Below are 13,666 nucleotides of genomic sequence, written 5' to 3'. Positions count from 1 at the left end.
GCGCGGTTTGTAAACTAACAGTAATGAATATATCACAACTTTGTAACCATTGGCTATGTTTTTGTGGATATTGGAAATAATTAGCCCTAATAAAGCGTTATCAAGGATGCAAATATTACATATTCTTAATCATTATGAAGAGACTCTGCAGAATTATGCCATGTTTCCTGAATATTCGCAAAAATTTTACACAGTTTTAACATTTCTCGCTTAAGCAAATAGTAGAATGAAAGAATACGATATCTTAACTAGACATTGAAGCAACTTGGAGGGTCCATGAACGTGAATACAGATGAGAAAAAAATCAACAATATCAGTCCTGCAACAGCCTATCTTAACCGTGACCTCAGTTGGATCGAGTTCAACCGCCGGGTGCTCGGCGAGGCACAGGACCCGGAGAACCCGCTGATTGAGCGGGCCAAATTCCTGGCCATTGTGTCCAGTAACCTGGATGAGTTCATCAGTGTCCGGGTAGCGGGCATCCAGGATCAGATCCGGGCGGGATATACCAAAAAAGATTTTACCGGCTACACGCCCTCCGGCCTCTATAAACGCCTCAGCAAACGGGTGACCAAGATCGTCGCCGACCAGTACCGCACCTTTAAGGATATTTCACGCAGCCTGCACAAAGAGGGCATTGTGTTCGTTGATTATGAAGACTTGACACCGGCACAGGAGCTGTCGGTTGAGGAATACTACCGTGATATTATTTTCCCTGTGCTGACTCCGATGGCCGTGGACCAGAGCCGTCCGTTCCCGCTGGTTCACAGCCAATTCATCTATCTGGCTGTCGTGCTGACACGCAAGGACAGCCAGGAGGATGAGCCTTACTTCGCCATTCTGCAGATTCCGTCCAATCTGCCGCGCTGCATTCCCTTGCCTCACCGCTCGAACAGCAAAAAACGGCAATTCGTATTCATTGAAGATGTGATCCGCCATCATATTCAGACCTTATTCAGCGGTTATGATCCGGTAGCTGTCAGCGAATTCCGCCTGACCCGTAACTCCGACCTGACGATAGATGAAGAAGGTGCGGAGGATCTGCTGGAGGAGATTGAGAAGGAGCTCCGCAAACGCCGCCGTGGTGTGCCTGCCCGTCTGGAGGTTCAGAAAGGCATCCATCCCTATGCACTGGAGCAGCTTCAGGCTGAATTTGAGCTGGAGGACTTCCTCTTCGAAATTGAAGGTCCGCTTGATCTCGGCTTCCTGCGCAGCTTCACCGGCAGTCTGAAGGGCTTCAGCTATCTGCTCAACCCGCCTGTCGAGCCGATGTATCCGGCAGAATTCGAGGAGAATGAGGATTTCTTCGAGGTGCTGAGCACCCGTGATGTGCTGGTCTATCATCCGTATGAATCCTTCGATGCCATGGCGGATTTCATTACCCAGGCTTCCGAGGATGAGCAGGTCATGGCGATCAAGATGACGCTGTACCGGGTCAGCGGCAAGTCTCCGCTGATTGCGGCGCTGGCCAACGCTGCCGAGTCAGGCAAACAGGTTACCGTTGTGGTGGAACTGAAGGCCCGTTTCGATGAAGAACGCAATATTGCCTGGGCACGCAAGTTGGAGCAATCCGGCTGTCACGTGGTCTACGGCCTAGTGGGTCTCAAAACCCATGCCAAGGTCACGCTGATCGTCCGCCAGGAAGGCTCAGAGCTGCGCCGCTATGTCCACGTGGGGACAGGCAACTACAATGACAGCACGGCCAAGGCCTATACCGACCTTAGCCTGTTCACCGCCAATCATGAGATTGGCCTGGATGCGTCAGAGCTGTTCAATCAAATGACGGGCTACTCTGCCAATTACAATTGGAACTCCTTCATCGTAGCGCCGACCAACATGAGCCTGTCGCTCCAGAAGCTGATTCTGCGTGAGGCGGAGCATGCCGCCGCAGGCCGGCCTGCACGGATTATCGCCAAGATGAACTCTCTGTCGAACCAGGAGGTTATTGATTATCTGTACAGCGCTGCCCAGGCGGGAGTGTCTATCGACCTGATCGTCCGGGGAGTCTGCTGTCTGCGTCCGGGAATTGAAGGCCTCAGTGAGCGCATTACGGTACGCAGCATTGTGGACCGCTTCCTGGAGCATTCACGCATCTATTACTTCGAGAATGGCGGCGATCCCGAGGTCTACCTGTCCAGTGCCGACTGGATGACACGTAACCTGACCCGGCGGATCGAGCTGATGTGTCCGGTGAAGGATAGCAGTATCCGCGGTCAGATTGTCAAGATTCTGGAGCTGTCGCTGATGGACAATGTCAAATCCAGCTTCCTTCAGCCCAACGGATATTATGAACGGATCGACGACAAAAAGGCCCCGCTCCGGAGCCAGTTCGCCGCTATGGATGTTACCCGCTGGAAGGGAAGCCGAGCTTTACCTTCACCGACCAAGCATTCCTGAAGGCTTTGAGTGCATTCTCAATGTCCTCCAGGCCGATAAGCACTTGTCCGCCCTGAAGCTCCAGATCCAGCGTATGATTATGCAGACGGGACTTCAGCCCGCTGACAATGCCGATCTCGGTGCTGTCCAGCGCAATGCTTAACTGCACTAATGTACCCAGCTTATGAATCCATTCCTCGTCGGAAGGCAGCAAAATGTCCTTATGCATCAGGGACAGCTTCTGCTTCCGGCTTTTTGTGCTGTAGGAAGCGATGTACGCGCTCAGAATCAGCTGGCGGTGCGTCAGTCCCCGGATGGGTGAATTCATCAGCCAGTAGTGAGTGTGCCGCTTGGATTGATAATAGTTAATGTTGGAGCCTGTCCGGTGCAGCATAATCGCCACATAGACCAGCATCTCCTGCTCCTCCCGGTCCCCTTCCCGCTCAAAGGCCTCCAGCAGGCTCAGCGCCAGCTTGTTGATATGGTCGAGATGCCGCTTGGAGGTACGGATATCGAAGCGGATAATCGTATCCAGACTGTACTCCAGCGCGCTGTCACGCACCGGCTGCTCCGGCTCCAGCAGATCATGCAGCATGCCCTCACGCAGGCCTTCGCCGCTGATCAGCGCCCGGCTGGCACCAATGTAATGATAGACGGTATGGAAAATAATCAGCCCGGACACGATGATATCCGCCCGGCTTTTGGACAGCCCGTCCAGGTCCTTGCGCTTCTCAAACGAAGTAGCAGGCAGAACCTCCATGAACCGTTCGATCGTCTCGTGCTCCAGCGCGTAACCATGGGAATTAGGCAGCGAATAATCGCGGTTCCTCTGATCGAGCTTAGCCAGTGAGCGAAGCGTTCCTCCCAGCCCGTATAGCGGAAGTCCTGTGCCCGTCGATAGCCAGTCATGCTCCACCAGCCTGCCGGTTACGTATAATTGCAGCTTGCGGAGCTGATCCGCATTCCAGTTGCCACCCTGGCTGAACATCTGATTGGTGTTGACCGCACCGAACGGGAACGAGATACTCTGCTGGTAACGCCGTCCGCGGAATAAGGTAACCTCGGTACTGCCCCCGCCGATATCAATCACGAAGCCATCCTGGACGTCAAAAGCATTAATCACCCCAAGGAAGCCGAAATACGCCTCCTGATATCCGCTGACCACCTCAATCGGAATCGACGAAGTCTCTGAGAGATAGCTGATGATCTCCGCTGAGTTCGCTGCATTCCTAATGGCGGCGGTGGCGCCTGCGCGGATTCTCTCTACTTCAAAATCATCACAAATCTCCTTGAACTGCTGAAGAACAGGTATGATCGTATCCATATCCTTCTTCTCCAGCCTGCCCTCCTTCGTAATCTTCTCGCTCAAACGGGCAGAGTACTTACATTCCTTGATGATTTTGTAGCCGCCTGCCTGCGTCGTGTCATAAATTACAAGTCGTATAGAGTTGGAACCAATATCAATAATGCCGATCCGGCAAAGATCATCTCTCATCTGTATGTACTCCTTTTCAAGTAGATTGATCATTTGTATACTATATCACCCATTGTGCACTCCGCCAAAATAAAATAACCCCATATGGTGGGGTTATTTAACCAGCCTTCTATAATACCTTGCTGAGAAAATCGCGCGTGCGGGCATGCTTGGGATGACCGAACACCTCTGCCGGTGTCCCCTGCTCCACAATCACTCCGCCGTCCATGAACAGGATCCGGTCCCCTACTTCACGGGCGAAGCCCATCTCGTGCGTCACAATCACCATGGTCATGCCGTTCACCGCCAACTGCTTCATAACCTCCAGCACTTCACCAACCATCTCCGGGTCCAGCGCCGAGGTTGGCTCGTCGAACAGCATGACATGCGGCTGCATAGCCAGCGCCCGGGCGATTGCGATCCGCTGCTTCTGTCCGCCGGAGAGCTGCGCCGGATAAGCATCGCGCTTGTCTTCAAGGCCTACAGTCCGCAGGAGCTCCATCGCGTACTTCTCGGCCTCAGCAGCCTGCTGCTTCTTCACCTTGAGCGGAGCGAGCATAATGTTCTGCAGCACGGATTTGTGCGGGAACAGGTTGAATTGCTGGAACACCATCCCCATTTTCTCGCGGGTCACGTTGATGTCATGCCGCTTCGCGGTAATGGATTGACCCTTGAAGCTGATCTCCCCGCCTGTGGGCTGCTCCAGCAGGTTCAGGCAGCGCAGGAAGGTGCTTTTACCCGATCCGCTGGGACCGATGACAACAACGACCTCACCCTTGTGAATATTCAGATCAATGCCCTTCAGGATCTCCAGCTTTCCAAAGCTCTTCCGCAGGTTCTTAACCTCGATCATCCGTGTTCAGCCTCCGTTCCAATATACCCAGCAGCTTGGATAGTGTGAATGTTAGTACGAAATACATAACCGCAATCACAAGCAGCGGACTAAGTCCTTCATAAGTAATGGTGGTTATTGTTCTGGCTTGGAACAGCAGATCCGCTACACCAATCATCGATACGATAGAGGACTCCTTAATAATTGTAATGAATTCGTTGCCGATGGCAGGCAATACGTTCTTCAATGCCTGCGGCAAAATGATGTAACGCATGGTCATACCCTGCTTCATTCCGAGTGAACGAGCCGCCTCCATCTGGCCGCGGTCCACCCCTTGAATTCCGGCACGGAAAATCTCAGCCAGATATGCCGAGCTGTTAATTGTAAGTGTGATCGCACCCGACTGAATCGGGGACAGCGAAATACCAAACTCCGGCAGGCCGTAGTGAATCAGAAACAATTGCACCAGCATCGGCGTCCCGCGTAAGAATTCCACCCATGCGGTGGCAATAAAGCGCAGAATTCTCCATTTGGACATCCGCAGGAGCGAAACCAGGATGCCTAGTACGAAACCGAAGAATACCCCCAGCACCGCAAGCAGCAGTGTGTACTGCAGACCGGATAAGAATAAATTGCGGTACTCATAAGCCATATCGAATATATTCATTGCCTCAAACCCTCCTCTTCTCAAAAAAATAGAAAACGGCGGATCACCGCCATTTTCTGCATAGTAGAGCATGATCCCGCAGCCAGCTGCGGGCCTATCTTGATCTCCGCTAACCGTATATGCGGCTTCGCGTGTTATTTGCTCTCAGCAAGCTCGCTTGCTGCCGCTACGAATTCATCAATCTTGCCTTCGGAGTTCAGCCGTCCGAGTGTCTTATTCACTTGATCGAGCAGCTCGGTGTTGCCCTTCTTCACACCGATGACATAGCCGTCATCTTCAACCTCCGGCTTGGCGTCCGTGATCACGAGGCCCTTGACGTTCTTCACAAAGGACTTGGCAACAGGTCCTTCCATGATGGAAGCATCCACCCGGTTCGACTGCAGCTGCAGGACGATTTCGGAGATTTTGCTGAGGGAGGTCAGCTGTGCGCCTTCGATACCCTTGGCGATCCCCTCCTGGATGGAACCGGTCTGAATTCCGATCTTGGCGCCCTTCAGTGCGTCCATGGTAGCGAATTTGTCCTTGTCGGCTTCACGCACTACGACAGCCTGCTCTGCCTTATAGTAGATGTCCGAAAGACCTACAGCTTCAGCGCGTTCCGGTGTCGGGCTAAGTCCCGAGATCACCATATCGATCCGGCCGCTTGCCAGCTCATTCAGCAAAGAGTCAAACGGAAGATCCTTAACCTCCAGCTCCTGGCCCAAATCAGCGGCGATCTCCTTGGCAATCTCGATATCGAAACCAACAATCGTATCCGTACCTTCAACCATCTTGTGGAATTCATATGGAGGAAAGTCTGCGCTTGTACCCATAATCAGCTTCTTGGCAGGAGCCTCTGTGCTTGCTGCTCCGCCATTTCCGCTTGCTGCGGTGTTGTTCTTATCATTATTGGAGCCGCATCCGGCCAAGAGTCCTGCTGCCAGCAGCAGCCCCATAGAAAGTTTACCCCATTTGTTCATTTGTCTCGTCTCCCTGTTCTATTTATGTTCTCTATTCTATCCGTCCCATGGACCGACTTATTATAAATCACTTCGCATGAATATGCAAAGACGATTTTGTGACAAAAACCTGTTACGGCGACAAAAAAATGCACATCCTATGAAGGTGGTATATAATACTATCTACTATAGATTATCTCCAAATGCCGCACGAATCATTACAGCTTCCACCCAACTTACAGGAGGTGCTACTATGCTGCTTGAAGCGATGTACCATGTTCCCCGTGACAAATGGGCTTATGCCTATGATGCTGAAACGATTCATCTGCGTGTGCGCACCAAACGTGATGATGTGGACTACGTAGTCGCCCTCACCGGCGACAAGTATGATTGGCAGCATACCTCTTATGACATTATTATGGAGAAGGCCGCCTCCGATGACAAATTCGACTACTGGGAAGCGGCGGTCCGGCCCAAATATAAGCGGCTTAGCTATACTTTTCGCGTAAGTAAGGGTATGGAGACGGTCTATCTGCTCGATAACGGTATTCGCTCTGAGTGTCCTCCGCCGCCGAATCACTTCTACGAATTCCCCTATATCCACGGGATCGACTTGTTCCGGGTTCCTCCTTGGGCAAAGGATGCCGTATTCTACCAGATCATGACCGAGCGTTTCGCGAATGGCAATCCCCTGATTAATCCGGAAGGCACGCAGCCTTGGGGCGGCAAGCCCGAGCTGAATAATTTCTTCGGCGGCGACCTTCAGGGCGTGCTGGACCATCTGGATGATCTGCAGGAGCTGGGCGTCAACGCCCTCTACTTCACGCCGCTGTTCGTCTCCCCTTCCAACCATAAATATGACATTGTGGATTACCGGAGAGTTGACCCGCATTTCGGCGATAATGAGCTGCTGAAGCAGGTCGTCGAGGAATGCCACAGACGGGGCCTGCGCGTCATGCTTGACGCGGTGTTCAACCATTGCAGCGACCAGTTCCCGCCCTTCCAGGATGTGCTGGCCAAAGGGGAGTATTCCGTCTACCGGGACTGGTTCCATGTGAACTCTTTTCCGGCTGAGATTGTGGACGGTATTCCCACCTATGACACGTTCGGCTTCTATGGCAATATGCCGAAGTTCAACACCGCCAATCATGAAGTAAAATCTTATCTGCTGGAGGTGGCCGAATACTGGATCAAGGAGATCAAGGTGGACGGCTGGCGGCTGGATGTGGCCAACGAGGTGGACCATCACTTCTGGCGCGATTTCCGCAAGGTGGTCAAAGCGGCGAACCCGGATGCCTACATCGTCGGCGAGGTGTGGAGCGACTCCTTAACCTGGCTGCTCGGCGACCAGTTCGATTCGGTGATGAACTATCCCTTCTCGGGGACGGTGCTGGAATTCTTCAACGGCGGGATGGACGGCATCACCTTCGGTCACCGGATCGGCGGCCTGCTCATGCGTTATCCGCAGCAGACGAACGAGGTGGTCTTCAATCTGCTTGGCAGCCATGACACCCCCCGCCTGCTCACCGTGCTTGGTGAAGACAAACGGAAGCTGAAGCTGACGGTCGTCTTCCTGTTCACCTTCATGGGCACCCCCTGCATCTATTACGGCGATGAGATTGGCCTGACGGGCTACGAGGACCCGGATTGCCGCAAATGTATGGAATGGGATCAGGGCAAGCAGGACCGCGAGCTGTATGACTTTTACCGGATGATGATTAGTTTGCGCAAGGAGCATAAGGCGCTTCGTGAAGGCCGCTTCCGGATTCTTCAGGCCTGCGAGCATGACCCGTGCATCGTCTATGAGCGCGCAGATGAGCTGATCCATTTCACGGTCTGGATGAACAATTCACCGCAGCCCCGCACGCTCAGCCACCCGATGGAGACCAGTGACTGGCTGGATGCGCTGACCGCCGAAGCAGTAGCCCCGGAACGCGGGATGATGAATGTGGCACTGGAGCCGTACGAGTACCGGATTCTGTTCCGGCATATTGTGGAGGTGGGATCTAATGATTGAACGTGAGCAGCGGATCAGACAATATTTCGATTCATGGATCAACAAGGATAACTCTATATTAAGCACCATCTTCGATCCGAACATCGTCTACACCGAAAGCTACGGCCCTCAGTATAGGGGATTTGACACCCTGTTATTGTGGTTCGAGGACTGGAATACGCATGGTACGGTATTGAACTGGACGATCAAGCAATTCATCCATCAAGGCCATATGGCTGTGGTTGAATGGTACTTTAAGTGTGAGTATGATGCAGTGACCGATGCGTTTGATGGAGTCTCCTTAATTGAATTTAATCCCAGGAACCAGATTGTGAGTCTAAAAGAATTCCAATCAAAAATTCCTCATACTTATCCTTATACCTGAGCTTGAGCTTACACATAAACACAAAAGGCACTCCCCTGTTCAAGCTGATCGGGTGAGTGCCTTTTTTTAAAGCAAAATCAATAATACTATTCCTCCGAAGCTACAGTAATCTTGTTATAAATATCAATATACTGCTGAGCGGATACGTTCCAGCTGTAGTCGCCGGAGAATGCGTTTTTGGCTACTTTTTTCCAGTGCTCGGGCTTGTGGTAGAACGATACGGCGCGGCGGAGCGTATGCATCATATCATGGGCGTTGTAATCCTTGAAGGTGAAGCCGTTGCCCTCTCCGGTATATTCGTTGTACGCCTGCACGGTATCGTTCAGTCCGCCTGTCTCACGGACCACCGGAATGCTGCCGTAACGCAGCGCGAGGAGCTGGCTGATGCCGCAAGGCTCGAATTTGGACGGCATCAGGAAGATGTCGCTGGCGGCGTAGATTTTGCGGGACAAGGCATCACTGAAGGTAATCTGTGACGACAGCTTGGTCGGATAACGCCACTGGGCCTCGCGGAACCAGCGTTCGTAGACTTCATCCCCCGTCCCCAGCAGCACGAACTGAATGTCATCGTAGTACAGCAGCTCATCCAGCACACGGGTCAGCAGATCCAGTCCCTTGGAATCCACCAGACGCGTAACCATAGCTACCATTGGAATGTAAGGGGCCACCGGCAATCCAAGCTCCTGCTGGAGTCCCAGCTTGTTCTCGGCTTTTTTGGCCAGGTTAGAGCGGTACTTGGTGAAGATTGCCGTATCACTGGACGGATTATAGCTCTTGGTATCAATTCCGTTCACAATGCCGCTGAGCGCGTCAGAGCGCGCAGTCAGGAGACCATCGAGACCATAGCCGTAGTACGGGGTCCGGATCTCATCGGCATAAGTCGGGCTGACGGTGGTGACATGGTCACTGTAGACAATCCCGCCCTTCATATAATTCACATTCCCGTAATACTCCACGCCCAGGAAATAACTGTCGTCCAGACCCAGCAGCTCACCCAGCACGGTATACGGGAAGACTCCCTGATACAGGAGATTATGTATGGTGAATACCGTACGCATCTCACTGTAGAACGGATTATGCCGGTAATGTGCCTGCAGCAGCAGCGGTACAACCGCAGCATGCCAGTCATGGCAATGGATTACATCCGGCTGGAAGCTAATGGCCGGCAGGCATTCCAGCACCGCCCGGTTGAAGTACGCGAACCGCTCGCCGTCATCCATATAGCCATAGATTCCGTCACGGCCGAAGTAGTACTCATTGTCGATGAAATAGACGGGAATCCCTTCAAATACCACCTTTTCGATCCCGCAATACTGATTGCGCCAGCCAATCGGGACCTCCAGAGTAGCGACATGCTCCATCTGAGCGGAATACTTCTCAGGAATTCCTTTGTATTTGGGCAAAATTACCCGGACATCGACCCCGGCCGCCTTGAGGGCCTTTGGCAAAGCGCCGATGACATCGGCCAGTCCGCCTGTTTTGATAAATGGATGGGCTTCCGCCGCGGCAAATAATACTTTCATTCCATCTCCCCCTTATATAGTGGCTTATTCGGACACTTCCTGCCCTTAAACGGTCTTGCGGCCTGACTTCTTAAGCACCAAGAAGCTAAGTGGCGGCAGGGTCAATTCTATACTGTTCACCTGATTATGCCACTCGGTCTTGGTGCTCTTCAGCGGCTCATTATGGAAGCCCGATCCGCCGTATTCGTTGCTCTCTGAGCTGAATAATTCCTCATATATGCCAGGGCGCGGTACGCCGATGCGGTAATGGTGGCGCTCCACCGGCTGGAAGTTGATGATAATCAGCAGTGTATCCACCGGACGTTTGCCTCTGCGGATATAAGATACGACACTCTGCCCGCTGTCATCGGCATCGATCCACTGGTAGCCTGTCATGTCATGATCGAGCTCCCACAGTGCTTTTTCGGCAAGGTATAGCTTATTCAGCGCAGCTGTATAGGCCTGCATCCGCCGGTGGCTCTCATAATCCAGCAGCAGCCAGTCGAGCTGATCCTGATCCTTCCATTCAATGAATTGCCCGAACTCTCCGCCCATGAACAGCAGCTTCTTGCCCGGATGGCTGATTTGATATCCGAGAAGCTGGCGCAGACCGGCGAATTTCTGCTCATAGGACCCCGGCATTTTGTCCAGCAGCGACTTCTTGCCGTGCACCACTTCGTCATGCGACAGCGGCAGTGTATAGTTCTCGGCATACGCATAGCATATCGGGAAGGTCAACAAATTATGATGATAAGGGCGCGAATCGAAATCCCGTTCTATGTAGCCCAAGGTGTCATTCATCCAGCCCATATTCCATTTGTAGTTGAAGCCCAGGCCCCCTTCATGCACCGGAGAGGTTACACCCGGCCAGGCACTGGATTCTTCCGCCATCATGAGCGCCTTCGGATAATACTGGAAGATCGTCTGGTTGAGCTGCTGAATGAACCGGATGGCCTCCAGATTCTCCAGCCCGCCATGCTCATTCGTCCGGTACTGATGGGGTTCCTTTTCGAAATCAAGCCGCAGCATACTCGTAACCGCGTCCACGCGCATGCCGTCAATATGATACTTCTCGAACCAGAACAAGGCATTGGAGATCAGGAAGGATGAGATTTCCGGCTTGCTGAAATCGAAGGACAAGGTGCCCCAGCCAGGCTTCTCCGCCAGCATCGGATCAGCATACTCATACAGCGGCGAACCGTCGAACAGGCGCAGGCCATGAGCATCCTTGGCAAAATGGGCAGGAACCCAGTCCAGAATGACCCCGATGCCGGCCTGATGCAACTGATCGATCAGATACATCAGATCCTGCGGCTCTCCGAAGCGGCTGGTAGCCGCAAAATAACCGGTTCCCTGGTAGCCCCAGGACAGATCATAAGGATGTTCAGCGAGCGGCATAAACTCCACATGGGTATAGCTCATTTCGCTCAGGTAAGGAATCAGCAGACTGCTGATCTCCCGATAAGTATAGAGTTCGCCGTCTTCCTTTTGCCGCCAGGTGCCCAGATGCATTTCATAAATATTCATGGGTGCCTGATACGGACCTTTGCTCTTCCGCCTCCAAGCAGCATCCCCCCATTTGTAGCCGTCCAGATTCGCTACAACGGATGCTGTTGCCGGGCGAACTTCCGCGTGGAAGGCATATGGGTCTGCTTTGAGGAAGCTTGTACCATCTGCTCCTGTAATCCTGTATTTGTAAAAAGTTCCCGGCTCCATTCCCGGAAAAAAACGACTCCAAAATCCTGAATCGGGTATCTTATATAACGTATCAAGATCAGATGTTCCATCCCAGCTGTTATGATCTCCCGCCAGTCCTACATATGCCGCATGAGGAGCCCACACGGTAAAGCGAACGCCGGCCTGCCCTTCTTGGACGGCAATGTGCGCGCCAAGCATCGTATAGCTGCGATAATTCGTGCCCTCATGGAACAGATAAATATCTTCAGCGGACGGGAGGTTTTCTGTTTTTGGTAAATCGGCCAAATCATCACCACCTTAGGATATATGATGCACCTATTACATTACCCGAATATATAGATTTTGAAAATGATTTTGAGAGAAGTCCGGGCAATTTCTGAATATTGAAAATAAACATGTAATTTTTGCAGATATGCAGCAATATAATTCACCTATGTCGTTTCAAGCGCTTGTTCTGCGTGTATATTACAAGCATTGACAAAAAAATGGGAGGGATAACACATGAGTAAGAAAGAATGTATCGCTATGCTTCTTGCAGGCGGAGAAGGCCGCAGATTGGCCCCGTTGACTTCCAGCATGGCTAAGCCAGCAGTCCCTTTCGGCGGACAGTACAGAATTATTGATTTTCCCCTCAGCAACTGTGTGAATTCCAAGATTGATACTATCGGAGTACTGACTCAGTACGAAGCAGAGTCCTTGCATCAGCATATCGGTGAAGGCGAGCCCTGGGGGCTGCACAGCCGCAGTGACCGGGGTGTAAGGCTGCTCCCTTCAGGGATTGAAGGCAGAGACAGCTATACAGGCACCGCCGATGCTATTTATAAAAATATTGAATATATTGACAGTCAGAACCCGGAGCATGTACTTATTCTGTCAGGAGACCATATCTACCACATGGACTACCGCAAAATGCTGGATTATCACATCTCCAAGTCTGCGAAGGCAACGATATCGGTTATGGAGGTTCCTTGGGATGAAGCGAGCCGCTTCGGCGTGATGAACGTGGATGAAGATTTCAAGATCTCCGAATTTGCCGAGAAACCGAAGGCTCCGAAGAGCAATCTGGCTTCCATGGGTATTTATCTGTTCGAGTGGGCGTACTTGAAGGCTCATTTGCTGCGGGATGCCGTGAATGCGGAGTCCGGTCATGATTTCGGCAAGGATGTCATTCCAGCTATGCTGGATGCGAGTGATGAACTGTTCGCTTACCGCTTCGAGGGCTATTGGAGAGATGTGGGTACCGTTGGCAGCCTCTGGGAAGCTCATATGGATCTCTTGCAAGAAGACGGCTTCCAGCTTGATAATTCACGCTGGCCGATGTACAGCCGTGCACAGCGGACCAAGCTGACTGCGCTCAGACCACGCACTCAACAGGCGGCTTCAGCAGATTGCCTGATTCACGAGACCTGCCAGCTCGAAGGCAGCCCTCAGCGCTCGGTCATCTTCAGCGGTGTAGAGATCGGCAAGCAGAGCAGAATCAAGCAGAGTGTGGTAATGCCCGGTGCCCGTATTGGACGCGGTGTTCTGATTGAACACGCCATTATCGGTGAAGGTGCTGTGATCAAGGACGGCGCTGTGATCAAAGGCAGTGCAGACAACATCGTAGTTGTCGGCCCGCATGAGATTGTCGCAGCCAAGCCGCTGGTCCGTACCCAGCCTGCCCGCCTGCTTCAGGAGGTCTATGAGAAGGCCGGCCGTCTGCGTGCGGAAGGAATGCCTTCATAACAATCGCTCAGCACAATCGTTCAGCCCATAGGGCTGCTACATACAAAGGGATACAGCTCCGGTCTGTCCGGAC

10 protein-coding genes are annotated in these 13,666 nt (G+C 52.4%); 4 read left to right on the top strand and 6 right to left on the bottom strand.

Annotated features, from left to right (window positions below; translation table 11 throughout):
• Positions 1-276 precede the first annotated feature (276 nt).
• Positions 277-2,397 carry a polyphosphate kinase 1 gene (gene ppk1 / locus MHH78_RS18545; protein WP_076079311.1) on the top strand — a complete coding sequence of 707 codons (2,121 nt, stop codon included), beginning with the start codon at positions 277-279 and terminating at the stop codon, positions 2,395-2,397.
• Here ppk1 and MHH78_RS18540 read toward each other — a convergent pair.
• The 4 genes from MHH78_RS18540 to MHH78_RS18525 form a co-directional block, all read right to left on the bottom strand.
• Positions 2,345-3,871, bottom strand: coding sequence for a Ppx/GppA phosphatase family protein (locus MHH78_RS18540; protein ID WP_341168360.1), 1,527 nt, complete (start codon positions 3,869-3,871; stop codon positions 2,345-2,347). The two genes, ppk1 and MHH78_RS18540, sit on opposite strands and share 53 nt — an antisense overlap.
• A gap of 109 nt (positions 3,872-3,980) precedes the next feature.
• Positions 3,981-4,703 (bottom strand): amino acid ABC transporter ATP-binding protein, encoded by a 723-nt coding sequence (locus MHH78_RS18535; protein WP_341168359.1) that lies wholly within the window; start codon positions 4,701-4,703, stop codon positions 3,981-3,983.
• Positions 4,690-5,349, bottom strand: coding sequence for an amino acid ABC transporter permease (locus tag MHH78_RS18530; RefSeq protein WP_076079313.1), 660 nt, complete (start codon positions 5,347-5,349; stop codon positions 4,690-4,692). The genes MHH78_RS18535 and MHH78_RS18530 overlap by 14 nt, the downstream gene beginning before the upstream one ends.
• A gap of 134 nt (positions 5,350-5,483) precedes the next feature.
• On the bottom strand, positions 5,484-6,308 hold the full coding sequence (locus MHH78_RS18525; protein WP_076079314.1) for a transporter substrate-binding domain-containing protein: 825 nt from the start codon (positions 6,306-6,308) through the stop codon (positions 5,484-5,486).
• Positions 6,309-6,540: 232 nt separating this feature from the next.
• Here MHH78_RS18525 and MHH78_RS18520 point away from each other — a divergent pair, with 232 nt between their 5' ends.
• The gene (locus tag MHH78_RS18520; protein WP_341168358.1) at positions 6,541-8,304 is read left to right on the top strand and encodes an alpha-glycosidase; all 1,764 of its coding nucleotides are present in this window, start codon (positions 6,541-6,543) and stop codon (positions 8,302-8,304) included.
• Complete coding sequence (locus MHH78_RS18515) at positions 8,297-8,668, top strand: nuclear transport factor 2 family protein (RefSeq protein WP_339248867.1); 372 nt, start codon at positions 8,297-8,299, stop codon at positions 8,666-8,668. Before MHH78_RS18520 ends, MHH78_RS18515 begins: the two co-directional genes overlap by 8 nt.
• Before the next feature lie 86 nt (positions 8,669-8,754).
• On the opposite strand, the gene glgA is transcribed toward MHH78_RS18515, so the two are convergent.
• Positions 8,755-10,191, bottom strand: a complete 1,437-nt coding sequence (gene glgA, locus MHH78_RS18510; protein WP_341168357.1) for a glycogen synthase GlgA — start codon at positions 10,189-10,191, stop codon at positions 8,755-8,757.
• A gap of 45 nt (positions 10,192-10,236) precedes the next feature.
• Positions 10,237-12,153: a 1,4-alpha-glucan branching protein GlgB gene (gene glgB, locus MHH78_RS18505; protein WP_339248869.1), complete on the bottom strand. Its 1,917-nt coding sequence runs from the start codon at positions 12,151-12,153 to the stop codon at positions 10,237-10,239.
• A 216-nt stretch (positions 12,154-12,369) separates the two neighbouring features.
• Here glgB and MHH78_RS18500 point away from each other — a divergent pair, with 216 nt between their 5' ends.
• Complete coding sequence (locus tag MHH78_RS18500; RefSeq protein ID WP_341168356.1) at positions 12,370-13,593, top strand: glucose-1-phosphate adenylyltransferase; 1,224 nt, start codon at positions 12,370-12,372, stop codon at positions 13,591-13,593.
• Positions 13,594-13,666: the final 73 nt, after the last annotated feature.

This window comes from Paenibacillus sp. FSL H3-0333, from assembly GCF_038002805.1.
Lineage (GTDB): Bacteria > Bacillota > Bacilli > Paenibacillales > Paenibacillaceae > Paenibacillus_AQ > Paenibacillus_AQ silagei.
The sequence above is the reverse complement of the archived record's forward strand: the minus strand, read 5'-3'. Positions and strand labels throughout refer to the sequence as shown.